The sequence below is a fragment of the Halomonas campaniensis genome (assembly GCF_002211105.1).
In the GTDB taxonomy this organism is placed as follows: Bacteria; Pseudomonadota; Gammaproteobacteria; order Pseudomonadales; family Halomonadaceae; genus Vreelandella; species Vreelandella campaniensis_A.
In genome coordinates this window covers 1-23146 of the sequence record NZ_JPUA01000012.1, presented here as the reverse complement: position 1 = coordinate 23146, position 23146 = coordinate 1, and the positions used below count along the sequence as shown (strand labels likewise).

Genomic DNA, 23146 nt, shown 5'->3' with positions numbered 1-23146 from the left:
TCCCCTTAGGCCGTTCCATTAAGCAGTCGGTAAGTGCGAATCAGCTGGCTGTCATCTAACTTGCCCTCTCCTCGCTCAGCGCTGGCAACAAATAGCTGACGCGCGGTTTCTGCCAGTGGCGTAAATGCCTTGGAGGCCTTGGCTGAGTCGCAGACAATGCCCATGTCTTTGCAGAAAATATCGACCACACTGGTGATATCACTCGGCTCAGCGATCATCCGAGGGCCACGATCCTTCAGCATCCAACTGGAAGCTGATGAGCCCTGTAACAGCGTTAGTATCGTTGAGGCATTAATACCGCTCTTCTCTGCCAGTGCCAACGCTTCTGCAGCGGCGGCAATGTGCACGCCGCATAGCAGTTGATTAACCGCCTTCATCGCCGCGCCCTGCCCCGGCCGCTCCCCAGCTTCAAATACAACTTTGCTCAACACTTCAAACGCTTGACGGCATTTCGACAAAGCGTCTTGGGTGCCCGCTGCCATAATAGTGAGTTCACCCGCCTCGGCACCTACCACTCCACCTGACACCGGGGCATCGATGAAGTAAAGGTCAGGCCTAATCGCCGCGACTTCTTGTGAGATAGCCGCCGCATCACCCGGGGCAATGGTCGACATTTGGACAACACAGGCACCTTGCCTAAGCGACTCAATACTGTTGGTACCAAACAGTACAGAACGCACCTGATCTGCATTTACCACCATGATAAAAAGTGCTTCGCAACGGGTCAGTCCGCGCTGCTTTTGCTCGGGAGATATCACCTGGTCGTTGAAAGCCGTTTCCGTTGACTCAACGGCATCCATACCCAGCACCTGGAAACCACCTTCTTTCAACCGGGTTGCCATAGGCCATCCCATGGCGCCAAGCCCTGCAAATGCGATAGTTTGCATAACCACCTCAGTAAATAATCAGCGCTGGCACGTAGGAGACCAGCAGCAACACGACAATGGCCACCAAATAGAAAGGCCCCAGCTCCTTTACCACGGCGCCAATACGTTCACGGGCAATAGCAGAAGAGACAAACAGAGTGGTACCGATGGGAGGTGTGAACAGACCAATGCTGAGGTTCACGCACATGATGATGCCAAGCTGCACCAGATCTAGCCCAATCGCGTTGGCGATGGAGACCAGCGTTGGCCCCAACAATAGGATGGCAGCGGGCAAATCGAGGAACATGCCGATAAAGAGCATCAGCAAGTTGATCGCCAAAATGATCAAGATAGGGTGTTTTAGATACTCGACAGCCCATTGAGCGACGGCCTGTGGGACACCGCCTGACGTCAGAATGTAAGCAATGATGTTGGCCGCCGCGATGATGAGCATCACAATGCCAGTGGTAATCACTGTGTTGACCAGCGCACTCATGACGCGTTCAGCCGTCAGATCCCGATAAATAACCGTACTGACCACCAGCGCATAGGCAACGGCAATGACACTCACCTCTGTGGGTGTGGCAATCCCCGCTCGTAGTAACACAACGATAAATACCGGCATCAGCAACGCTGGCAGTGCGGTGAACAGCGTGTTTTTTATTTCAGCGCTCGTATACTTGAGTGTAAGACGGGGGAACCCACGACGTCTGCCAATGATATTGCAGGCCAGCATCATGCCACCCGCAAGCATTAACGCTGGAATTACAGCGGCAATGAACAGTGATGCAATGGAGGTGTTAGAGACAGTAGCAAACAAAATGAGCGGGATAGAAGGCGGCATCAGGCCAGCAATCACAGACGAGGCTGAGGTAACAGCAGCACCGAAAGCGCCAGGATACCCCTCTCTCTTTTGCCACGGGATAAGCATGGAACCCAGTGCGGACGCCTCCGCTACCGAAGACCCTGAGACCCCACCGAAGACAGTTGAGCCCACCACGGTGACCTGACCAAGCCCGCCGTGATATTTACCCACCAACATGGAGGCTAAACTCACTAGCTTCTGTCCTAGCTTGCCAGACATCATCAGCCCACCAGAGAGTATAAAAAAGGGTATCGCCAGCAGCGGGAAACTTTGCGTCGGTTGAAAGATCTTCATAACCGCCATACTAGATGGCATAGGGCCAAAAACGGATAGTGCCGCCCAACCGCTTATAACCAGCGAGTAACCAACCGGCATCGCCATTAACAGCAACAAGACAAAGCCAATGAGCATCTGGGCCGTCATATCCCTTCCTCCCCGTGAGAAACTTGAGGTTCAGAGGATTGATCTCCCCCGGTGAGCACCATTGCGATGTTGATGAACGAAATAACAGCTAACCCCATAAAACCAACGACGACTGACCAATAAGCCCAGGACATACCAATCCGGGTTATCGGCAATCGCTGGGAGCCTGCAATTTCAACGACATCCAATCCGTTAACGGCCATGAAGCCAAAAGCGATCATTGCTATTAGGTTGACGGCCAACACCACTAACTTCTTCGGTAGTCTTGGCAGCTTTTCGACTACCAGCTCGACGCCAATATGCTCGTTTCTTGCCGCAGCGGCGACGATGGCGCACATGGTTAACCAGGGAAAAACCAAGTTGGGCACTTCCGCTACCCAGCCCAAGTTGGTAGAAAACACATAGCGAACCACCACACCCAGTAATAGCGACACGAAGATAGTCACAACGGCGACGATGGATACCCATTTGAAGATGTGATAAATCACACGCTTTGAGCTCACTAGCAGTGAAGTGGGCTCGCCCACTTCACTGCTGCGGCTCTCTGTTGAGAGCGTCATGAAAAGCCCCTTCCTTTATTGCGCTTCACGCTGAGCCGCATTGACGACCATCTCGACCAATTCTGGGTACTCTTCTGCCCACTGGTCATAAACGGATGAAGTGGCTTCGATGAAAGGTTCAGGATTTACTTCGTTAAAAGCGACACCCGCCTCTTCCATCTTACTTCTCAGCGCCTCGTCGGCCTCAAGTGACGCTTGACGATTGAACTCACCCGCCTCAACGGCCGCTTGCTGAATCACTTCTTGGTATTCGGGTGAAAGCGTATCCCAGACCATCTTGCTCATAAGTAGCGGGGTTGACTCATACTTGTGGCCGGTTAAGGAAATATAGTCCTGCACCTCGTGAAGCTTGGATGAGTAAATATTCATTAATGGATTTTCCTGACCATCAACGACCCCTTGTTCAAGAGCAATATAGAGTTCAGAGAAATTCATTGGGGTGGGGTTTGCGCCAAGCGCCTCAAAGATATCAACCGTCATTTCATCGGGAGGGGTTCGAATCTTAAGGCCTTCCAAGTCATCAGGGGTCTCAATAGGACGAACATTATTGCTGACATGACGAATGCCGTTATCCCACAGCGCCAGTAGCACAAGACCCTTCTCTTCAGAAAGCCTTTTCAGTTCATCGCCGACTTCGCCGTCCATAACCTCCCAAGCGTTGGGAAGAGAGTTGAACAGAAACGGTAGTCCCAGAACGGAGAACTGCGGTACAACGCTGGATGTCGAGCCCTGGCTATTGGTACTAAACGCTAAGGTACCCATTCTCATCTGGGTGATGGCTTCCATATCGTCGCCATACTGCGCATTACCACCAACATCGACTATTAATTCCCCATTGGTTCCTTCTTCGACGAGCTCTGCGAAGAGTTCTGAAGCATCCCACTTGGGGTTACCTTCCGCCGCATTGTGGGCGAGTTGCAGGGTTTGCTGAGCGGCGGCATTACCACTAATGAAAAAAGCGCTGGCAATGACAGAAGCAAGGACTGTTTTTTTCATGTCGTTTCTCTCTATTAAAATATTTGTTGTTAGAAATAGCGGTTATCAAACGTAGCTGGAGTCTTAGTTTTTTGATTTAGTTAGTATCTTCAGGCAACGTGCTGCTTTAGCGTTTTGATCACCTCCTTGGTGGAAATACCGTAACGATCATGCAGAGTCGGTAAAGCACCGGCATCCAGAAATTCATCGGGAAGGCCGATCTGATTAAATTTGACGGATACACCCTCTTTCATCAGCAGCGATGCGATGCTTTCGCCCAGACCACCAATGATTGAGTGGTTTTCGGCCACGAAGACGGGACGTTCAGGATAGCGACGAACCTCCGCCAGAATGGTATCGGTATCTAGCGGCTTGATTGTGGCGCAGTGTAAAACCGCCACGTTGGTGCCTTTCTCTCTCAGCTCATCGGCAGCCTCAATCGCACGCATCGTCATCAGCCCAGAAGAGATGATTAGGGCATCTTCTCCATCTAGCAGCCTTTTAGCCTTGCCGATCTCGAATTGGTAACCTTCAAAGCGATCTAAAACACGGGGCACCTTGCCACGCAGTAGGCGTAAGTAGACGGGGCCATCAAAATCGACCATCGCTTGAACTGACTGCTCAATATCGACCGCATCACAGGGGTCAATGATGGTTAGGTTCGGCATGCCGCGGAAGATAGCGATATCTTCGGTAGCCTGATGGCTCGGGCCATAGCCCGTGGTCAACCCGGGAAGTGCGCAGACAATTTTGACGTTCAGCTTCTCTTCGGCAATGGCTAAACAAATAAAGTCGTAAGCACGGCGTGAGGCGAAAACGCTATAGGTCGTCACGAAAGGGATAAAGCCTTCGCGAGCCATACCGGCGCCTGCCATAATGAGTAGCTGTTCAGCCATACCCATCTGGTAGTAGCGATCAGGGTAAGCCTGAGCGAAGATATGCAGATCGGTATATTTGCCCAGATCTGCCGTCATACCGACAATCTTGGGATTTTTCGCAGCAGCCTCTACTAATGCATGCCCGAAGGGCGCGGAGGTCGTTGGCTGGTCATCACCGGCGATGGACGCAATCATTGCCGAGGTCTTTAGCTTCTTCTTGGCGCTCATTTCACATCCTCCTTACTGGACACCGTAAACGTCATCGAGCTGTTTGAGCGCCACACTCCACTCATTCTCATCAACACGAATAAAGTGGTTCTTGTCACGTTCTTCGAGGAAAGGCACGCCGCGGCCCATTAGGGTGTCGCAGATAATCACCCGGGGCTTGTGAGAGACACTGGCTAGCGCACTGTCGAAAGCTTTGACTAGCGCTTCAAGATCATTGCCATCAACACGGTAGGTTTCCCACCCAAACGCAATCCACTTATCAGCGATCGGCTCGTAGTTGAGTACGGTGGAAGACTTATCGTCAGCCTGCTGATCGTTGACATCGACAATGGCAATCAGGTTATCCAGCTTCCAATGAGCTGCTGACGCGACTGCTTCCCAGGTCGAGCCTTCATTTAGCTCGCCATCTGAAAGCAGGTTAAAAATACGTGAGGCACTCTTCTTGCGCTTAAGGCCCAGCGCCATTCCCACACCGATGCCCAAACCATGTCCTAGCGAACCACCGGTGATTTCCATGCCCGGCGTGTAATCGGCCATACCTGACATGGGCAGAATGCTGTCGTCGCTGCCGTAGTCCTCGATCTCTTCCTCGCTGATAACACCAGCCTCTATCAAAGCGGCGTACAAGGCGATGGCGTAATGCCCGATAGAGAGCAAGAAACGATCTCGTCCTTCCCAGTCAGGGTTCTTGGGATCCAGCTTCAGGGCATGGAAGTAAGACACTGCCAAAACATCGGCAATCCCAAGCGCTTGACCAACGTACCCCTGCCCTTGTACTTCACCCATCCGCAGAGCGTGGCGGCGAATTTTGTAAGCCCGCTGCCGAAGTTCCTCAATAACACCAGCGCTCGACGCGGTAGCTGTTTGACTCATTCCAGTCACCTCCAAATGGTTGACCATTTAAAGATAGAGATAATTGCGACGGCTTGAAACGAAACTTTAGTCTAAACAATAACGGGATCGCGCATTAAAAATCAGTAAAATCACTCAAAACCAATGCTAATAAATAAAAAATAATATTTAAAAACAGAAACATGCATTTTTTTAAAAAAACCAGCGCTGTCCTGTGAAACAAACCACAATCGCTGAACTTAAATACCAGAGAAAAAATAAAAACACCTCAACCCTATAAATGGTCAACCATTTTTAAATTTTTCAAAAAATAGCTCGATACATTCTCACGACAGCACCAGCACTGACGTATCGAATGCTGCTGCTAAGAGAATTCCATACCGGGTAGGCCAAACAGTGATGCCCTGCTGCCAGTGCCACCTACGTTTTTGTACGGCCAAAGTGACATCCTAACGCTGATAACGTAGGCATCATGGGTACAGGTAGGATGGGTAGCTCAGGGTTGGAACGATAGGCATCCATTTAAGGACGCTGGGTTACCATCAGCGCTATGTTCGCCATAGCGGAGGTCAGGTAAGTGCAAAGCTCATGCTGCCGGCCCGGTACTCGCCCGCACCACCAGCTCGGGCGGCACCACCTTCCGAACCGGCGGATATTGCTCCCCCGCCATACGAGAAAGCAGCAACTCACTGGCACACTGGCCAATTAGGTCAGTGCGTACCCGTACACTGGTCAATGCTGGTGCCGAGTAGGCGGCCGCAGCCATATCATCGAAACCGGTGACAGAAATATCCACACCTGGGCGCACCCCATGCCGGTAGCACGCCGCCAGCACACCAAAGGCGATAATGTCCGAAAAACACATAATTGCGGTCGGTGGTTCCGGCATCGTAAGCAGCCGCTCTAGCATGGCGTCACCGAATTCCAGTGTTGTTGGCCCGTGGTGAACCGAATCACGTGTAACAGGCAAACCGGCAGCATCCATCTGCTGTCGGAAGGAGCATTCTCGATCTCGGGCAGTGGACGTATCACCACCACCACCTAACCAAGCAAAGCGCCGATGCCCTGCTTCATATAAGTGTTCGAATAAAAGACGGATGCCTAGCACATCGTCGTTGATGACTCGGTCGAACCCCGTATCAGCGACATCCCGGGAAATTAGTACCAGTGGAAAATCCTGTAGATGCCTTACCTGCGGCCCATCAAGATCTTCTCGGGTGGTACCAGCGACAGGCACTAAAATCAGCCCCGCGGCACCATGCTCGGCCATCTGACGAATGAAGCGCGCCTGGATCGATGGTGTTTCATGGGCATGGCAGAACAGCATCATGCGATCCGCCTCGCGGAAGCGCGCTTCCATGTGCCCGAGGAATTCGGTGAAAAAGGGGTTGCTCAGATCATTAAGGCATACCGCCACAGTGCCGCTATCGCCTCTCCGCAACCCCGCCGCATGCCGGTTATAGACGTAACCCAGCTCCTTCGCAGCCTGTTGTATACGCTCCCGCGTCGCTTGGGAAATTCGCAGATCATTACGCAGGGCTAATGATACTGCGGAAACGGTGACGCCTACCTGATCGGCGATAGTTTTAAGTGTCGGACGACTTGCCATATAAAAATCTCAACTCCCATGATTTATAGGCGACGGAACGCGATCTAGTACGCCAGCCTCCTTTTGGAATTATGAGCAACATACTCTCATAGCGGCTTTTTTAGTGATATCGCAAGCCTCGTAAACACGGAATTCCAATTTTATAACGACCAAAGTTGTATTTATTCAATCGATTGAACTAGGTAAAAAATAACGATGAAGGCATCTCAACAACTATCAGAAAACGCCGTCAAGATCCCTCGCCACTGTCTGGAGCACACAGCATGACAAGCACAAATTCGACAACAATAATGACTATTTCACTGGCCCTATGTGCCTCGTTGGCAGCCACTTCCGCCTCAGCCGATAACACTGAAACCTGTCACTGGCAGCCCGAGCGAGCCGTCACCTTTATCGTTCCCTGGGGAACCGGTGGAGGCACCGACGCCAATGCACGTCGGTTGGCCAGCTTGCTTGAGGAACAAATGGGCGTGCCCTTCAACGTCATCAACCGCACCGGTGGTAACGGCGTTGTAGGCCATACCTCACTTGCCCGTGGCAATCCTGACGGCTATACCATTGGTGCCGCCACGGTCGAGATCGACACCATGCACTGGCTCGGCCTAACGCCGCTGACTTACCAGGACATCACGCCCATTGCATTGATTAACCGCAGCTCCCCTGGGGTAGTGGTACAAAATAATTCGCCCTACGAAACACTTGAGGCCCTACTCGACGAAGCACGCCAGAACCCCGGAGAATTGACCGCTTCGGGAACCGCCCAGGGCGGCATCTGGCATCTCGCCCTAGCCGGTATGCTCAAGGCCGAAGGCTTGGCTCCCGATGCCATTCGCTGGATCCCTAGCCAAGGCGCGGGGCCTGCACTCAAGGAGTTGATGGCGGGGGGCGTTGATGTCGCGACACCTTCGCTCTCTGAGGCCCGCAACCTGATCGAACAGGGGGAGCTAAAGGCGCTGGGCTATATGAGCGATACCCCGATGGAACAGATGCCTGAAGTCCCCTTGACAGCTGACACACTGGAGAGTGGATGGACACTGAGTGCCTTTGTGACGGTCAGCGGCCCTGACGGTCTACCGGACGAGATCGCCTGTGCCTACGAGCAAGCAATCGAGACAGCTATCAACAGTGAAGCTTGGGCCGAGTTCAAGCGCAGCAGTGGCACTCAAGTAGTGTTCGAGAATCGCCACGAAACCGCTCAACTCCTCGCTGAGGCTGATCGTCAATTGGGCGAAGTGGTCGAAGCGATCGGCCTCGCTAAGTAAGCGAGGCCGATTGATAAGCAGGAGGTATTCATGTACTGCAATGATCGCTTATCGGGGAGCCTACTGGTTCTCTTCGGCGCACTGGTGCTCTGGCGCGCCTCAACCTTTCCGTCCCTGGCCGGGCTGGAGTACGGCCCCGGCCTGTTTCCCTCCATCGCGGCGATTGGCCTGATAGTTTGCGGAGCGCTAATCGGCTTTGGATCGCGGGGGCGGCGGAAGGCGCCGAGTACTTCGACGATGCCGCCTCGGCAAACAGGCTGGAGGATGGCGGCACGCCCCCTGGCCCTGCTGATCGTGATACTCGGCTATGGCCTATTGCTCGACCCCCTGGGCTTTCATATTGCTTCCTTCATGGCAGTCTCCGCCACAGCCCTGATCTTCGGCATGCGTGCTGGGGGCGCAGCACTGCTAGCGCTACCCCTGGTGATCGGCGTGCATCTGCTGTTCTATTCACTGCTGCGCGTCCCGCTCCCCTGGGGTCTGCTGACACCAATGGCATGGTGACTCTATGAGCGCCTCTACCCTCGCCGCCCTTTTCAGCCCAACGTCCTTAGCGGTCATCCTCGCCTGCACGCTCTATGGTACTTTCATCGGCGCCATGCCGGGCCTAACCGCTACCATGGCGGTGGCCCTTCTGGTGCCCTTTACCTACTTCATGGATCCGTTGATCGCCATCAGCGCCATTGTCGCCACGACTACCACAGCAATTTTCGCTGGCGACGTACCCGGCACTTTGATGCGGATCCCCGGAACGCCCGCCTCCGCTGCCTATGTCGAGGACGCTTACCGTCTTTCCCGCTCAGGACGCTCCCGCTCGACGCTGATGGTGTCATTGTTCGCTGCCTGCATTGGAGGCCTGGTGGGTGTCGCCCTTCTAGCGCTCATTGCCCCTCAGCTGGCCCGTGTCGCAGTGCAGTTTTCCAGCTTCGAAACCTTCTGGCTGGCCTGCCTAGGACTGAGTTGCGCGGTACTAACTAGCAACGGTAGCGTCGCCAAGAGTTTTTCCAGCCTCTTCCTTGGCTTATTTATCGCCACTATCGGCATCGATGTTGCCGTCGGCCATCCACGTTTCACCTTCGGCAATTACGAACTGTTCGATGGCATTAGCTTTATTCCTGCCATCATCGGCCTGTTTGCGCTCAGCGAGATCCTGCGCAGTGCACAGACAGGACATCGCGATCAACCTGCCAATGCAGCACAAGAGTCGTTTTCCAAAGCGCTGCATAAAGCAGCGCTCGTACTGCGTCGCTTCAAGCGCAACATCGCCCTCTCCAGCGTACTTGGCACCCTGATCGGCGCGCTGCCCGGCGCCGGGGCAGATATCGCTGCTTGGATCTGTTATGCGATTTCACGGCGCTTCTCGCGCCATCCCGAACGCTACGGCACGGGGTACATTGAGGGCGTAACCGACGGTGGCTCCGCCAACAATGCAGCTATCGGCGGCGCCTGGACGCCAGCGTTGGTGTTCGGCATCCCCGGGGATAGCGTCACGGCTATTGCCATCGGCATCCTGCTACTCAACGGGATGTCACCTGGGCCGCAGATATTTACCGAGTCGCCGGAACTGGTACATACCCTTTACGGCGCATTCGCGCTGAGCAATCTCGCGATGATCCCTGCTGGCCTGTTGGTGATCATGGCTTCCAGTCAGGTGATACGTATCCCGCGTCGGGTACTCATGCCCTGTGTACTACTGTTCTCGTTGGTGGGAGCTTACGCCATTACCAATTCGGTCATTGCTATCTGGACAGTGCTGGCGCTGGGTGCTCTGGGATACGCCATGGAGGTCAATGGCTTTCCGCTGGCCCCCGCCATACTGGGTATCGTTCTCGGCACAATCGTCGAGGAAAACTTCATGACATCGATGATGAAGGCCCAAGGCGACTTGCTGGCCTTCTTCGATCGCCCCTGGGCGGCAGCGCTAGGCACACTCACCCTGCTGCTCTGGGCGTTACTGCTGACTCGCGGTATCTATGAGAGTGTTCAGCGTCGCTCCCCCAGCCCTTCTTCGGAAACGGAAACCTATCCATGAACCATCGCAACCGTACAAAACTTGCCCTTAAGCAGGGTCGAGCCATTAGCGCCCTGTGGCTGGAAAGCGCTAGCCCCGAGCTAGCCGAAATTGCCGTTTGGGCAGGCTGGAAAACCATTCTGATCGACAACGAGCACGGTGTCTCCAGCCTCGAACACACCGCCCACCTAGTTCGCGCCATCGAAGCCGCGGGTGGTGAAGCGGTTTTGCGCATTCCCGCCAACGATCCTACCTACCTGAAGAAGATCCTGGATATGGGGGTACGCTCGATCATGGTACCGATGGTCAATAGTGCCGGACAGGCTCAAGCTGTCGTCGATGCCTGCCGCTACCCTCCCCAAGGGCAGCGTGGCTATGCGGCTCCTATCGTACGCGCCTCAGGCTACGGCGCTTTCAGTGATTATGCCAGTCAAGCCAACGATGACCTGCTGTTGATCACCCAGATCGAGCATACTGAAGGGGCAGATAATGTCGAGGCGATCGCCGAGGTTGATGGCATAGACATGCTGTTCATCGGCCCCAACGACCTGGCTGGCTCTATGGGCTTGCTCGAACGTCTCGAGGCACCCGAGGTACGCCGTCTGATTGAAGACCTTGAGCGCCGCATCGCCAATAGCGGGCGCTGGATGGGCACCATCACCGGCCCCGGTCGCGATGTCACCACTCTGACCAATAGTGGCTACCGATTCGTGGCAGGGCCCAACGACATAGCACTGCTTGCCAACACCCTACGCCACGAGGCGGCACAATGGCGTGAGCAATCGGCTGATTTCGGAGGATCCTGATTCCGATATGGCTCTTAGAGGCCGGGGCGTCACTGCCGCCGGCCTTTTGAAGACGCTAAGATAAAGTGACTAAGATAATGCTTAAAACAAACCGCTGCCGCACTCTATAGCGCTTCTTGTTGACACATCAATCTATCAACCTCGTCCGCCATCGGAATGCTACTGGCAGCACCGTGTTTTTGAACCGCCAGGGCAGCAGCTGCTGTTGCTCTTTGCAAGCACTGAGAAGGTTTTAGGCCAGCTTGCCTAGCGGCAAGGAAGTAACCCACAAAGGTATCGCCTGCGGCCGTTGTATCGATGGCCTTTACCTTTAAAGCCGCTTGAAAAAGAGTCTCACTGCTGCGCTGATACCAAGCCCCCTCGCTACCTAGAGTAAGAACCACCTCGACATCGCCAAGCGATTCTTTACAACGCCTTAGCAAATCTGCAGCGCTGGATTCTACCGGCATCTCTAATAAAGCGGCGGCCTCTGTACGGTTAAAAAAAAGCAGTTCACATTGATCTAGAGGAAGTGATGATACCTTCGAAGTCATTGGTGCAGGGTTAAATATCACCTTGCAACCGTGGCTCACTGCTAATGGAATAAGCTGACCAAGCCCGTTACATTCGTTTTGAATAAGTATTGTGTCTCCAGGAGCGGTTTGCGCAATAAGCGCCGTCATTCTCTCCTGCGTAAAACCATGATTGGCGCCAGAGAACAACAGAATAGCGTTTTCTCCCAGTGCGTCAATTTGAATGATGGCATGCCCACTTGGCTCTGGGGTCAATTCGATATCTTTCACACCCACACCCGCAGACTCAAGCTCACTGGTCACCCAGGCATCTATCGATGAAACTCGCCCCCAGTGACTCACCATGCCTTTGGCACGCGCTATTGCCAGTGACTGATTGACGCCTTTTCCACCTAATCCAATATTATAATCACCGCTTTCCAACGTTTCGCCAGGGCGAACAAAATAGGGTACACGGTAAGTATAATCGATATTAATGGAACCAAAATTAAAGATCATTGACACACCCTCTTATTCAAAAAGCCAGCCAGCTTTAAAGCTGACTGGCCTCTAGGTAAGGTTCTCTAACACTTACTCTTCTAATGCATTCTCTTCTAAAACCTACTCTTCCAAACCTTATTCTTCCAAAACTTATTCTTCCAAAACAAAGGGAGAGGTATAGTTATCTACATTATCTGGCGTAATAAGGATACAGTCATAAAGCTGCTTTTCACTATCCAACCCCGTTTCTCCAGTATTGATGTAATGATCAGCGATTTTTACGGCATCTTCTGCAAATACGGCTACCGGCTGTAGCACGGTGTAGGCCAACTCACCCGAGCGAACCGCATCAACCGCATCGGGTGAACCGTCAAACCCACCGACCAATACATCGTCTAGCCGCCCCTCTTGTTTCAGAGCGACAATAGCGCCTAAGGCCATTTCGTCATTACCGCTAATGACGCCTCGAATATCAGGATGAGAACGGAGCATGCTCTGCATTTTATTGCGCCCTTCCGTCCGATCCCAATTAGCGATGTCAGACGCCGCGAGGGTAAGGTCAGGGTACTGGCTAAGCACCGTCTCATAGCCATTGGATCTTGTCGCAGCATTATTATCGGAAGGAGGCCCTTTTAATTCTATATAAGATCCTTCGCCATCCAATTGCATTGCCCACTCTTGCGCGCCTAACGCGGCTCCCTGTGCATTATTGGAAACCAGTTGCGCCTTGGCTAATCCCTGCTGGTTAATCTCAGCGTTAATAATAAATACCGGGATTCCCGCCTCGATTGCTCTTCGCACCGCGCCAATGGAACCGTCCGCATTAGCGGGGTCGAGAATGATTGCTTTAGCACCATTGGTAATTGCCGTGTCAACCTGATTGCTTTCCGTGTTGGTGTCACCCACATGGGAACTTACATTTGCATCATAGCCCAACTCTTCTGCTGTGCGCTCAGCAATTGTTCCTTCTGTTTGCCAATAGGGGTTTGACATATCATTGACAATAATTGAGATCAGCCCCTTGTCCTGAGCAACTATAGAGCTACTAAAGAGCATCGAGACACTAGCGAGAGCTGTAAAAAGCATTTTTTTACTTTTTGGAAGCATGATTATTACCTCATAGTTATGATTGTTGGTCTTTGAATCGGTAGACCTGAGCAGGCCACACTGCTAAGCAATGCTACGTTAAGTAGCGCTTGCTCTAGAACCTTCACGCTTAATTTCTGCCGTTTTCTCGGCTTGTTGCGAGGACTTTCTTTTAGCACTGTATTGGACATTATTTAACATGACGGCGAAGACAATCACGCTACCCGTGAAGACCATTTGCCAATAAGCAGACACACCGATGATGACCAGACCGTCGGCTAGAAAGCCAATTACAAATGCGCCCAATAAAGTATTTCGAACCGTGCCACGCCCCCCCATCAGTGAGGCGCCGCCGATAACGACAGCAGCAATCGCTGTTAGCTCATAGGTGGTACCTGCCGTAGGCCCAGCAGAGGTCAACTGTGAGGCAAGCACGATCCCAGCCATGGCTGCGCACACGCCGGAAATAATGTAGACGGAGAGCTTAACGCGATTGACGGGCACCCCGGAAAGCTCTGCAGCACGGGCATTGCCACCGGTAGAGTAAATCCACCGACCAAAAGGCGTACGACTGAGCGCCAACATGCAAATAACCGCAGCACAAAAGAGAATCAAAACACCTACAGGAATACCGAATAGTTTATTAAACCCAAGCCATTCAAACCCAGTATTACCTAATGCAGGGTCACCACTTAAACTATTGAACGTTAATCCATCGGTTAACAGCAGTGCGGCTCCACGCGCGACATACAACATGCCCAGCGTGGCCACGAAAGCAGGCACTTTGAAGTAGGCCACTAATACGCCATTGATAGCCCCCACCAGGCCGCCCAGTAAGCAGGTAAGTACCACGACGACCCACACTGAAGGAAAGAAAGCCAAATCAAGCGCTTCAATCTCTACTCCTTCTAACAACATACCCGCGAACACTCCGCAAAGTGCCAGCGTAGAGCCAACCGATAAATCGATACCGCCGGTCAGAATGACAAACAGCATGCCGATGCCTAGCAAGCCAAAAACAGCCACATGCGAAGACATGGTTTAAAAATTACCCGTTGAAAAATAAACAGGCGAGAGCATGGAAAAGACAATAATGATCACGATTAATGCAAAAAAAGCCCTACCTTCCAGCAAAATCTTGACGATATCGATACTGCCTTTTTCAACTTGTAACGCGTTATTGTTGTGATGAGACATAGTCATTACCTATCCGATTGAATAATCATGCAGCCACTGATTCGCCCGAAGCAGCCATAATTTCATCTTTCGTTACACCCGGTTTGAATTCAGCGGAGATCCGTCCTTTGCTCATCACCAGCACTCTGTGTGGAATACTCAAGCACTCGCTCACTTCAGATGTTGTAAAGACAACCGCCAACCCCCGCCGAGCCCCTTGGCTCAATAACTTGAACACTTCGGCCTTGGCGCCCACGTCGATACCACGGCTTGGCTCATCAAGTATGATGACGTCTGGATGGGTAGCCAACATCTTACCGATCACCACTTTTTGCTGGTTACCGCCAGACAGTGAACCAATGGCAGCCTCCCCGCCGTCTGTTTTAATGTGCACCTTATCGATAGCTGAATTAATCATTTCTGCTTCCAAGCTGGAAGAAGTAAGCCCCTTGCGAGTAAACGCATGGATACTGGCTAGCGACAGATTTCTACCGACTGACAGGGTGGGTACTAACCCATCACGCTGGCGATCCTCAGGCACTAACACCAACCCTCTCTCGATTCGCTGTGCAATGTTGTAATGGGATACGTCAGTTGAGTTGAGCAAGATATTTCCCTTGGACTGCCGGGTTCGTCCTGCCACACATTCCAATAACTCAGTTCTTCCAGCGCCCATTAGCCCATAAATACAAACAATCTCGCCGGCGCGCACATCAAGAGAAAGATCCTCAACAACATAGCGACCTGCCACTTTATCGTCGCTTACGTAAAGGTTCTGGATAGAGAGCGCGGTGGGGCCCTGCTCATACCCCGTGGGCGGTGAGCCAAGATCGAAACTCTCTCCTACCATATGCCTGACGATCCACTGCAGGTCGATATCACTACGTGGGGCGTAAGCAGTCATGACCCCATCGCGGAGAACAACAGCATGATCGGTAATCTGCAGCGCCTCTTCCAAATGGTGAGAAATATAAACAATCGACACACCCTTGTTTTTGAGATCCTGAACGACTTTGAATAACGTCTCGACTTCCGTGGCACTCAACGCGGAAGTCGGTTCATCCATAATCAAGATGCGAGAGTTCTTGGACAGCGCTCTCGCGATTTCAACGATCTGTTGCTGCCCTACCCGCAGATCTTCGACCAGGGTAAGAGGGTGGATCGGTTCATCCAGCTCTTCCATTAACAGTTCAGCCTGATGCGCTTCTTCTTTATAGTCGACGCTGCCCCTTCCTTTAGTCAGCTCACGCCCCATAAAAATGTTGTCACGCACATTCAGGTTAGGGGCCAAGCTCAACTCCTGATGAATAATGGTAATCCCCAGCGCTTCAGCCTCCGACGGCGAAGAAAAGCTGATGCTCTCTCCTTCCAATACAATCTCCCCAGCCGTCTGAGCAATGACGCCAGACAAAATTTTCATCAGCGTAGATTTACCTGCTCCATTTTCGCCGAAGAGCGTTGTCACCTGCCCTCGATATATATCGAAGTTCACTTCTTTGAGGGCTTGCACGGCACCGAAACGCTTTTCGATATTGCGTGCCGAAAGAATCACCGGAGCCGCTTCCACTGTTGATGTATCGATACTCATAGCCCCTCACTCAATGATCGCTATACTCACCGGCGTAATTAGCCAGTTTTTGGGATTTATCATGGTAAAAGAGCCGACTACTTCTAACGTTTTTCCGGTTAACTCTTGCCCGGAAATATCCGCAAGCACTTGACGCTTCATTTCATCATTGAGCGCTGCGCCGACATCTTGGTACTCAATCTGATTGGTAAAGTCGCCAAATTGAATATTGCCGGTTGTATCTCTCAGCGTAGTGCCATTAATGGCTGGGCCTGTTTGCACGCGAATGACGATATCTGAAGGCACATCGGCAACCTCTAGGGTGTAAACGCCTCCCCGGCTTTCTACAGCAACTCCGGATAAAGAGACCGGCACAATATGGCCAATGCCGGCAGCGACGCCGTATTTCTCGCCTGCCGCTCCGGCATCCTGGAGAACCTCTGGCGCCAATACCGATGCATTTACAGCGTTATTCTCGACATACGCTTGGATTTCTGGAAATGTTTCCTGAGCAAATTGCTGTGGTGAAAACCCCACCGCGCTCTCAAGTTCAGTAAGACTAATGACTTTAGTATCAAGCGCCATGAGTGCAACCAGCGCTAAAGCAAAAGCAGCTGCCACATAGGCTCTTATACGCTTATTACCGGGCACCGAATTTAATGTCGCCGACATAATCACTCCGGTTATCATTGTAGTTATAAAAAAGTTATAAATAAGAAACTTCCCCTACCTACTTCCCGCCAGGTATAAGCACAACCTTTAAGGCGTTAGGGTCATTGCGCATTAGATCTAGTCCTTGATGAAATTCGGCTAACGGCAGCTTATGGGTCACCACATGATCCGTTGGGAAATCACCGTCTCCGATGCCTTCGATCACTAGTGGGTAACAATAAGGGCCTAGATGCGCACCCAGTATATCCAGCTCTTTACGATCGCTGATAATGCTCCAATCAACAGTCACTGGCTCTTTGAATACGCTGAACTCGACGAACCGGCCAAGTTTACGGATCATATAAAGCCCCTGCTCTACCGACTGCACCGCGCCGGTGGCCTCAATATAAATATCGCAACCATAGCCTTCCGTAATACTTTTCACGTAGTCAACCACATCGACGTCAGCAGGATTCAGGACAATGTCGGCACCAAACTGCTTGGCAAGTTCTAAGCGCTTATTGTTGAGATCCAGCACGACCAGTTTGGAAGGCCCGGATTTTTTGATTGCGCCAATCATCCCTAGCCCTAGGGTTCCCGCACCGGAGAGGACAACCACATCTCCCAGTTCAATCTGCGCACGCTTAACGGCATGTAACGAACAAGCATAGGGTTCAATAAGAACCGCTTTCTCCATCGGAATCTCATCTGGCAACTTGTGATTAATGGCTTCTTTAGGAAAGACCATATATTCGGCCATACCGCCATTTACGTTGTGCTGAAATCCATACACGTCGTGCTTTTCGCACATCCAGTACTGCCCACGGTTACAGAAACGGCACTCCCAGCAAGGCACGATTTGCTCAGAAATAACGCGATCACCGATCTCAAGGTTTTTAACGCCCTCTCCTAAAGCCATCACATGACCAATAAACTCATGGCCTGGAATCATCGGCGCCTTGATATAAGCAGGCTGAGTATCATCTCCCCAAAAGCTGGGGGCGCCTTCATATGCTTTGAGATCGCCTGCGCAGATTCCGCACGCTTCAACCTTTATCAGTACTTCCCCTTCTCCCACCTTCGGCACGCCCACCTCTTCAAGACGATAATCACCAGGTGCGTAGGCCACGACGGCTTGCATGGTCAGTGGCAGTTCGGTGTGATTGTTGTTATCGGCGTTATGCATTACTCACTCCTAATATATCTTGTATTGCCTGGCTAGCGACGCACGCTTTACAAAAGATCTTGTTGTGTACATATGAATTAACTGCCTTAAGCATAGCTGAGTCAATCCATAATGGAGTTTTCTAATCTTATACTTTAGACCAATAGAATAATTGGCTGTTTTTTATGTTTAAATTTTAAAAATGGAAATTATTTATTATTTCGACCATGCGAAAGCATCCCTTAAAGCCATGCTATATGATCCATCATCGTACAAATGTACAAATGCCTGCCAAATATCACTGACATTGGAGCGAAAGGAAGGAGGAAACTAGGTATGCCAAGGAGATCACATGCCTAAGGAAAGCCAATAAATGCAACAGATGAAATTGGGCTGGCCTAAGAGCAAGATGCAGAGAAACCCTAGATTTTGAATATAAATTAAGCGCGCACCTCACCTTTAGTCGCTTCATCGAGACGCAGAATAGTGTGAGCGTTAGTGACGCTAGTGGCCAATGTATCAATGACCCCAGTACGCAGCGCCCCCAGTATCCCGACCGCTTTAGTATTCTCACTGGCGATAGCGATAACGTCGGGAATACGCGTGAGGTCCTGGATATTGAGCCCCACCACACGCCCCTGCATCTGCGTGGCAGAAGGCTTCCCATGGATATCGATAAAGTCATAACCCATCATATCGCCCACGGTTCCAGAGAGCCGTGCTTCAGCAATCTCCTGGGCCGAAAACCACCCCATGCGCACCATATTACTGTCTTCACTGACATCGCCTACACCAATCAAAGCAGTATCCGCGCGTCGAGCCCGGTCTAGCGTCTGGCGCACGGTGGAGTTTTCATACAACGCATCCCTAAGTTCACCGCTCTGCACCAGTGCAGGGGCATACAGCGTCTCACTGTCACCGCCAAACCGACTCGCCAAACGTCGACAAATATGGTCAGGATTCATATGCTCGCCTGCGCGCAGCGAGCCGCCAATGGCGCACACAAATGAAACTTTTAACGACTCCGCCAGGAAAACGTTATCCGCCACCGCGGCGACGTTACGCCCCATCCCAACGGCCACAATCTGGCCATCGGTCAAACTACGCGACAAATGGTCGGCGACCAGACTCGCAACCGACGAGCGCTGTACATCCGGATCGGCATTATCCAGAGCGATCAATGCTCGCTTCAGGCCAAAGCGCCGTTTGAGCTCCTGCTCGATCTCAACACTCACGGCGGGATGCAGGCGCACGCGAACATCGACAATTCCTTCTGCCTGGGCACGCTTGAGCAGCCGCCCTATTCGCACACGCGAGTGGCCGAGCCTATTGGCGATCGCTTCCTGCGTTTCCCCCTGCACATAGTAGAGCGTTGAAATCTCTGTCATTAAGTCTATATCTGCAGCGTCTTGACCATTCATCCTCGGCATCCAGGGGTTGTTGAAGGGCATGTATCATGTCAGTTTGCTTGACACTTTTTCAACACAGGAATCAGCGCTTGAATAATCAGCGCCAATGAAACCGAACCGGCATCCGGTGTACCCACGCTTTTTTCAGCCAATGGGCGCGCACGGCCAACGCGGGGTATTAATTGCCTGGTAGCCTCAGCCGCCTCACTCGCTATGCGTGCAGCGGATTCCCAGCAAGCCAAAGCTTCCTGACCTTTCTCAGCCTCCCACGCCAGGGCATCGGCAAAAGGCACCAGCACATCGACAAGCGTTTTATCGCCCAACTCAGCCTTACCAAATGCCATCACTTGCTGACGGGCATTGACCACGCCAGCGGCAAGGCGCTGCCCTGATAACGGCTTCTCATTGCCAAGCGACTCCCCCATCGCTTTTAAGATCACCCGCCAGATAGCACCAGAGGTCCCGCCCGCTTCGTCTGACCAGCGCTGCCCAGCCCACTGCAGCACTGTCTCCGCGCCCGCGCCGCCATTAAGCGCCTCTTTGGCCGCTTCAAGCGCAGCCCTGCTACCCCGCTGCATACCAATACCGTGATCACCATCCCCAGCCACAGCATCAATCTGGCCCAGCATCTCGCAGTTTTCATTGACCGTATTGGCGAGCACTTCGAGCGCCTCAACGACGCCCCTGGCTAACGCTCGCGAGGTTTCGCTAGCCGCGGGAATCTCATCTTGCGTAACCACCTCTACCTCGGCAGGATGCAGCGCCTGCGCTGGCGTCACGCTGCCTTTTCGATAGCCCGGCGCATCCGCAGCGGCAGTCCACAGCGGCTCCATCTCTTTATCAAGCCAGAACAACGTCAGCGAAACCCCGGCCATATCAAGACTGGTCACCAGCTCGCCCACATCGGGCTCCACAATGATTAACCCAGCGTCCTGCAGCAACTCGTCAACCTTGCGATAAATAACGAACAGCTCTTCATACTTAACGGTACCCAAGCCATTGAGTATCGGTGCCACCCGAGCTCCTTGGAGTCTGATACCGTTAGGAACTTCTTCCAATAATCGGCCAACGAGAATTTCTGCCAAGCCATCTGCGGTAGGAATATCCGTCTCACTAATACCCGGCTCACCGTGAATCCCCAGGCCTATGGCCATCCTGCCTTCGGGCACATGAAAGAGCGAATCGGCTGCGCCCGGTAACGTGCATCCCTCAAACGCCACTCCAAAAGAGCGAGTGCAGCGATTTGCCTCCTTCGCCACTTGAACTACTTCTTCCAGTGATAGTCCCTTTTCTGCTGCAGCGGCGGCGGCCTTGAAAACGGTTAGATCACCGGCGATGCCCCGGCGCTTATCAATCTCCGCCAAGGGGGCACTGGCGACATCATCAGTGACCAGCACGATTTCACAGGGAATACCGTCCGCGATCAAACGCTCGCGCGCTTCACCAAAATGCAGCACGTCCCCCGCATAATTCCCAAAAGAGAGCAGCACACCACCGCCGTTGTTGGCGGCTTTGGCGACGGAATAAACTTGCTGTGCAGAAGGCGAGCAAAACAGATTTCCCATGACCGCCCCATGGGCCAACCCCTGCCCAACCAATCCCGCAAAGGTGGGATAATGGCCACTACCACCGCCAACCACGACCGCAACACTACCTGACTGGCTGCGCGTACTGCGTACGACACCTCCCGGCACAGCCATCAGCTTATCGCGATGAGCAGCTACTAAACCTAAACGAGCTTCTTCAGGGAAATCACTTGGATCATTAAATAGGCGTGTCATTATTATATCCTCTGGAGTGAGGCCAAACTGCGTTATCACAGCTTGCATGCTGTTGTTATTAATCAGCGTCGACGAATATGAGCAATCCCACGGTTAAGGAGTATTCAATCGAGACTCATATTCGTCAATCTTTGCTATTTTTAATTCGGAATTTCCACCCGAAAAGTGGCTGCCCAAAAAGGTTGCCACTATTGACTTAGCCAACTCTGGCCCAATCACTCTGGATCCCAGCGTGACAATCTGTGCATTATTACTGGTGCGCGCCTTTGCTGCTGAGTAAGTATCGTGTGCCTGCGCAGCGCGGATACCGGGCACCTTATTGGCAGAAATAGCCACTCCGATTCCCGTGCCACATACCAGTACTGCACGATCGAAGCGCCCCTCCTTAATCGCCGTAGCCACCTCAAAGGCAACATCGGGGTACAGCACCGGCTGGGCATTAAAAGTGCCAAAATCTTCAACCTCGTAGCCTAACTCTCGGATATAACCAATGAGAATCTCTTTCAAGTCGTAAGCGGCCTCATCACCGCCAATGGCGACTCTGAGAGAAGACGTCGCACTAGACATTCATGCTCTCCCTTTCTAGGAAATAGAAACGCGGACGACTAACAAAGATGAATACCACCACGCAGTTGCCAGCCGTCTACTGACGCTATTCAATCTATCACCAACCGAGCATTTGTAAACACACCGATCATAAGATCTGGTCGTATTTTTTGAGAGCACTCAGGATAAAAACCAAGAAAAAATTAATAAAATGCTGATAATAAAAGAATTATATGAAGATAAAGCATTATCTACCCAGCACTATACTTTTGTTCAATGACCTTAAAATCGATTTAAGTGGCATGCTGATTTGACTAAATCGGTCTAAATGGACAATCATTTGAACAAATCATGTTCATTTTTAAGGAGAGTAGGCAATGTCGCTTTTGGATGGATTACGCGAACACTCATTGGTCGTGGCCGACACGGGCGACTTGGATGCCATAAAGCGCTATCAACCGCAGGACGCTACCACTAACCCCTCATTGATTCTCAAGGCCTTCGAACTGCCTCGTTATCAAGAGTTGATCGACAAGGTGCTTGCTGAATCATGTCGTGATGAGAGCGACCCGAGCCGAATAGTTGACCAACTTTCGGTTGCGATTGGCGGGCAAATTGCCAATGTAGTACCTGGACGAATATCGACAGAAGTGTCCGCACACCTCTCTTTTGACACCCAAGCGAGTATCCACAAGGCCTACGAGTTGATTGAGCGCTACGAAAAACAGGGGATTAACCGCAACCGTGTGCTGATCAAGCTCGCGTCTACCTGGGAGGGGATCCGTGCGGCTCAGCAATTAGAGCGTGAAGGCATTAACTGCAACTTAACGCTCTTGTTCAGCGATGCTCAGGCGCAGGCCTGCTTTGATGCAGGGGTGTATCTGATATCGCCCTTCGTTGGCCGCGTTAGCGATTGGTACCAAAAGACAACAGGTAAGCAGTTCACACCAGAAGAAGACCCTGGCGTGCTATTTGTAAAGGGGATTTGCGAGAGAGCTGCCGCTGGTCATTATGACACTGTCGTCATGGGGGCAAGTTTTCGTACCACCGATCAAGTATTAGCATTGGCGGGCTGCCATCGCCTGACCATCTCTCCTGCACTGCTAGAACAGCTTGATAGCATGGAAGGAGAGGTGGCCTCAAAAATCCAACAGAAAACCGTCACTCGTGAAGCATTCACACCGCTATCAGAAGCAGGCTTTCGTTGGCAACACAACCAAGATGCAATGGCCAACGAGATGCTGGCTGACGGAATCCGACGCTTCGCCAACGACCAGCAAACATTAGAGTCGTTGATTACTCAGCGCCTGACTGCCCGTGCCTAACGAGATGCTACGCAATACAACAACCAAGGTATCACTGCTATGAATAGCCGTTTTGAGCTAGCCAATGCCATTCGCGCCCTCTCCATGGATGCCGTTCAGAAGGCCAAGTCCGG

At 52.1% G+C, this 23146-nt stretch carries 22 protein-coding genes; 5 read left to right on the top strand and 17 right to left on the bottom strand.

Translation table 11 applies throughout. From position 1 onward, the window contains the following. Nucleotides 1-5: 5 nt before the first annotated feature. The 7 genes from JI62_RS05185 to JI62_RS05155 form a co-directional block, all read right to left on the bottom strand. Nucleotides 6-887 (bottom strand): NAD(P)-dependent oxidoreductase, encoded by an 882-nt coding sequence (locus JI62_RS05185; protein ID WP_205737490.1) that lies wholly within the window; start codon nt 885-887, stop codon nt 6-8. A gap of 7 nt (nt 888-894) precedes the next feature. After that, entirely contained in the window at nt 895-2154 is a 1260-nt protein-coding gene (locus JI62_RS05180) for a TRAP transporter large permease (RefSeq protein WP_088699138.1), read from the bottom strand. After that, nucleotides 2151-2714, bottom strand: coding sequence for a TRAP transporter small permease (locus JI62_RS05175; protein ID WP_088699137.1), 564 nt, complete (start codon nt 2712-2714; stop codon nt 2151-2153). Before JI62_RS05175 ends, JI62_RS05180 begins: the two co-directional genes overlap by 4 nt. Nucleotides 2715-2729: 15 nt before the next feature. After that, nucleotides 2730-3710: a TRAP transporter substrate-binding protein gene (locus JI62_RS05170; RefSeq protein WP_088699136.1), complete on the bottom strand. Its 981-nt coding sequence runs from the start codon at nt 3708-3710 to the stop codon at nt 2730-2732. Nucleotides 3711-3799: 89 nt separating this feature from the next. Continuing rightward, a complete protein-coding gene (locus JI62_RS05165; RefSeq protein ID WP_088699135.1) occupies nt 3800-4795 on the bottom strand; it encodes a transketolase family protein in 996 nt (331 codons plus the stop codon). Between the two features lie 12 nt (nt 4796-4807). After that, on the bottom strand, nt 4808-5668 hold the full coding sequence (locus JI62_RS05160; protein WP_088699134.1) for a transketolase: 861 nt from the start codon (nt 5666-5668) through the stop codon (nt 4808-4810). A gap of 565 nt (nt 5669-6233) precedes the next feature. Next, on the bottom strand, nt 6234-7256 hold the full coding sequence (locus JI62_RS05155; protein ID WP_088699133.1) for a LacI family DNA-binding transcriptional regulator: 1023 nt from the start codon (nt 7254-7256) through the stop codon (nt 6234-6236). Between the two features lie 263 nt (nt 7257-7519). Here JI62_RS05155 and JI62_RS05150 point away from each other — a divergent pair, with 263 nt between their 5' ends. From JI62_RS05150 to JI62_RS05135, 4 genes are read left to right on the top strand one after another with little or no spacing between them, the layout of a single operon-like run. After that, complete coding sequence (locus tag JI62_RS05150) at nt 7520-8518, top strand: tripartite tricarboxylate transporter substrate binding protein (RefSeq protein ID WP_240513147.1); 999 nt, start codon at nt 7520-7522, stop codon at nt 8516-8518. A 30-nt stretch (nt 8519-8548) separates the two neighbouring features. Beyond that, nucleotides 8549-9022 carry a tripartite tricarboxylate transporter TctB family protein gene (locus tag JI62_RS05145; protein WP_088699131.1) on the top strand — a complete coding sequence of 158 codons (474 nt, stop codon included), beginning with the start codon at nt 8549-8551 and terminating at the stop codon, nt 9020-9022. A 4-nt stretch (nt 9023-9026) separates the two neighbouring features. Beyond that, nucleotides 9027-10550: a tripartite tricarboxylate transporter permease gene (locus tag JI62_RS05140; RefSeq protein WP_088699130.1), complete on the top strand. Its 1524-nt coding sequence runs from the start codon at nt 9027-9029 to the stop codon at nt 10548-10550. Next, nucleotides 10547-11335 (top strand): HpcH/HpaI aldolase family protein, encoded by a 789-nt coding sequence (locus tag JI62_RS05135; protein WP_088699129.1) that lies wholly within the window; start codon nt 10547-10549, stop codon nt 11333-11335. The genes JI62_RS05140 and JI62_RS05135 overlap by 4 nt, the downstream gene beginning before the upstream one ends. 104 nt (nt 11336-11439) lie before the next feature. Here the strand turns inward: JI62_RS05135 and JI62_RS05130 are convergent, their stop codons facing one another. The 10 genes from JI62_RS05130 to JI62_RS05090 all read right to left on the bottom strand — a co-directional run bounded on the left by JI62_RS05130 (nt 11440) and on the right by JI62_RS05090 (nt 21729). After that, on the bottom strand, nt 11440-12345 hold the full coding sequence (locus JI62_RS05130; RefSeq protein WP_170938480.1) for a ribokinase: 906 nt from the start codon (nt 12343-12345) through the stop codon (nt 11440-11442). A gap of 132 nt (nt 12346-12477) precedes the next feature. Beyond that, nucleotides 12478-13434, bottom strand: coding sequence for a D-ribose ABC transporter substrate-binding protein (locus JI62_RS05125; RefSeq protein ID WP_088699127.1), 957 nt, complete (start codon nt 13432-13434; stop codon nt 12478-12480). 78 nt (nt 13435-13512) lie between these two features. Then, complete coding sequence (locus tag JI62_RS05120; protein ID WP_240513146.1) at nt 13513-14451, bottom strand: ABC transporter permease; 939 nt, start codon at nt 14449-14451, stop codon at nt 13513-13515. A gap of 3 nt (nt 14452-14454) precedes the next feature. Beyond that, entirely contained in the window at nt 14455-14610 is a 156-nt protein-coding gene (locus JI62_RS22845; RefSeq protein WP_240513145.1) for a hypothetical protein, read from the bottom strand. Nucleotides 14611-14635: 25 nt separating this feature from the next. Next, nucleotides 14636-16177 (bottom strand): sugar ABC transporter ATP-binding protein, encoded by a 1542-nt coding sequence (locus JI62_RS05115; protein WP_088699126.1) that lies wholly within the window; start codon nt 16175-16177, stop codon nt 14636-14638. A gap of 6 nt (nt 16178-16183) precedes the next feature. After that, the gene (locus tag JI62_RS05110) at nt 16184-16828 is read right to left on the bottom strand and encodes a DUF2291 family protein (protein ID WP_240513144.1); all 645 of its coding nucleotides are present in this window, start codon (nt 16826-16828) and stop codon (nt 16184-16186) included. A 58-nt stretch (nt 16829-16886) separates the two neighbouring features. Beyond that, nucleotides 16887-17993 (bottom strand): MDR/zinc-dependent alcohol dehydrogenase-like family protein, encoded by a 1107-nt coding sequence (locus JI62_RS05105; protein ID WP_088699124.1) that lies wholly within the window; start codon nt 17991-17993, stop codon nt 16887-16889. A gap of 419 nt (nt 17994-18412) precedes the next feature. Further along, nucleotides 18413-19393 carry a sugar-binding transcriptional regulator gene (locus JI62_RS05100; RefSeq protein WP_240513143.1) on the bottom strand — a complete coding sequence of 327 codons (981 nt, stop codon included), beginning with the start codon at nt 19391-19393 and terminating at the stop codon, nt 18413-18415. A 38-nt stretch (nt 19394-19431) separates the two neighbouring features. After that, on the bottom strand, nt 19432-21162 hold the full coding sequence (locus tag JI62_RS05095; protein ID WP_088699122.1) for a dihydroxyacetone kinase family protein: 1731 nt from the start codon (nt 21160-21162) through the stop codon (nt 19432-19434). 93 nt (nt 21163-21255) lie between these two features. Further along, entirely contained in the window at nt 21256-21729 is a 474-nt protein-coding gene (locus JI62_RS05090; protein ID WP_027959983.1) for an RpiB/LacA/LacB family sugar-phosphate isomerase, read from the bottom strand. 356 nt (nt 21730-22085) lie between these two features. Here JI62_RS05090 and tal point away from each other — a divergent pair, with 356 nt between their 5' ends. Beyond that, on the top strand, nt 22086-23033 hold the full coding sequence (tal, locus tag JI62_RS05085) for a transaldolase (RefSeq protein WP_088699121.1): 948 nt from the start codon (nt 22086-22088) through the stop codon (nt 23031-23033). Nucleotides 23034-23146 lie beyond the last annotated feature (113 nt).

What these genes read in the sequence shown, in the direction of transcription:
- JI62_RS05145 (WP_088699131.1), top strand. Translation starts at nt 8,549, where the DNA reads ATGTACTGCAATGATCGCTTATCGGGGAGCCTACTGGTTCTCTTCGGC.
- JI62_RS05115 (WP_088699126.1), bottom strand. Translation starts at nt 16,177, where the DNA reads ATGAGTATCGATACATCAACAGTGGAAGCGGCTCCGGTGATTCTTTCG.
- JI62_RS05185 (WP_205737490.1), bottom strand. Translation starts at nt 887, where the DNA reads ATGCAAACTATCGCATTTGCAGGGCTTGGCGCCATGGGATGGCCTATG.
- JI62_RS05160 (WP_088699134.1), bottom strand. Translation starts at nt 5,668, where the DNA reads ATGAGTCAAACAGCTACCGCGTCGAGCGCTGGTGTTATTGAGGAACTT.
- JI62_RS05095 (WP_088699122.1), bottom strand. Translation starts at nt 21,162, where the DNA reads ATGACACGCCTATTTAATGATCCAAGTGATTTCCCTGAAGAAGCTCGT.
- JI62_RS05120 (WP_240513146.1), bottom strand. Translation starts at nt 14,451, where the DNA reads ATGTCTTCGCATGTGGCTGTTTTTGGCTTGCTAGGCATCGGCATGCTG.
- JI62_RS05100 (WP_240513143.1), bottom strand. Translation starts at nt 19,393, where the DNA reads ATGAATGGTCAAGACGCTGCAGATATAGACTTAATGACAGAGATTTCA.
- tal (WP_088699121.1), top strand. Translation starts at nt 22,086, where the DNA reads ATGTCGCTTTTGGATGGATTACGCGAACACTCATTGGTCGTGGCCGAC.
- JI62_RS05150 (WP_240513147.1), top strand. Translation starts at nt 7,520, where the DNA reads ATGACAAGCACAAATTCGACAACAATAATGACTATTTCACTGGCCCTA.
- JI62_RS05165 (WP_088699135.1), bottom strand. Translation starts at nt 4,795, where the DNA reads ATGAGCGCCAAGAAGAAGCTAAAGACCTCGGCAATGATTGCGTCCATC.
- JI62_RS05175 (WP_088699137.1), bottom strand. Translation starts at nt 2,714, where the DNA reads ATGACGCTCTCAACAGAGAGCCGCAGCAGTGAAGTGGGCGAGCCCACT.
- JI62_RS05180 (WP_088699138.1), bottom strand. Translation starts at nt 2,154, where the DNA reads ATGACGGCCCAGATGCTCATTGGCTTTGTCTTGTTGCTGTTAATGGCG.
- JI62_RS05105 (WP_088699124.1), bottom strand. Translation starts at nt 17,993, where the DNA reads ATGCATAACGCCGATAACAACAATCACACCGAACTGCCACTGACCATG.
- JI62_RS22845 (WP_240513145.1), bottom strand. Translation starts at nt 14,610, where the DNA reads ATGTCTCATCACAACAATAACGCGTTACAAGTTGAAAAAGGCAGTATC.
- JI62_RS05155 (WP_088699133.1), bottom strand. Translation starts at nt 7,256, where the DNA reads ATGGCAAGTCGTCCGACACTTAAAACTATCGCCGATCAGGTAGGCGTC.
- JI62_RS05110 (WP_240513144.1), bottom strand. Translation starts at nt 16,828, where the DNA reads ATGTCGGCGACATTAAATTCGGTGCCCGGTAATAAGCGTATAAGAGCC.
- JI62_RS05090 (WP_027959983.1), bottom strand. Translation starts at nt 21,729, where the DNA reads ATGTCTAGTGCGACGTCTTCTCTCAGAGTCGCCATTGGCGGTGATGAG.
- JI62_RS05125 (WP_088699127.1), bottom strand. Translation starts at nt 13,434, where the DNA reads ATGCTTCCAAAAAGTAAAAAAATGCTTTTTACAGCTCTCGCTAGTGTC.
- JI62_RS05135 (WP_088699129.1), top strand. Translation starts at nt 10,547, where the DNA reads ATGAACCATCGCAACCGTACAAAACTTGCCCTTAAGCAGGGTCGAGCC.
- JI62_RS05140 (WP_088699130.1), top strand. Translation starts at nt 9,027, where the DNA reads ATGAGCGCCTCTACCCTCGCCGCCCTTTTCAGCCCAACGTCCTTAGCG.
- JI62_RS05130 (WP_170938480.1), bottom strand. Translation starts at nt 12,345, where the DNA reads ATGATCTTTAATTTTGGTTCCATTAATATCGATTATACTTACCGTGTA.
- JI62_RS05170 (WP_088699136.1), bottom strand. Translation starts at nt 3,710, where the DNA reads ATGAAAAAAACAGTCCTTGCTTCTGTCATTGCCAGCGCTTTTTTCATT.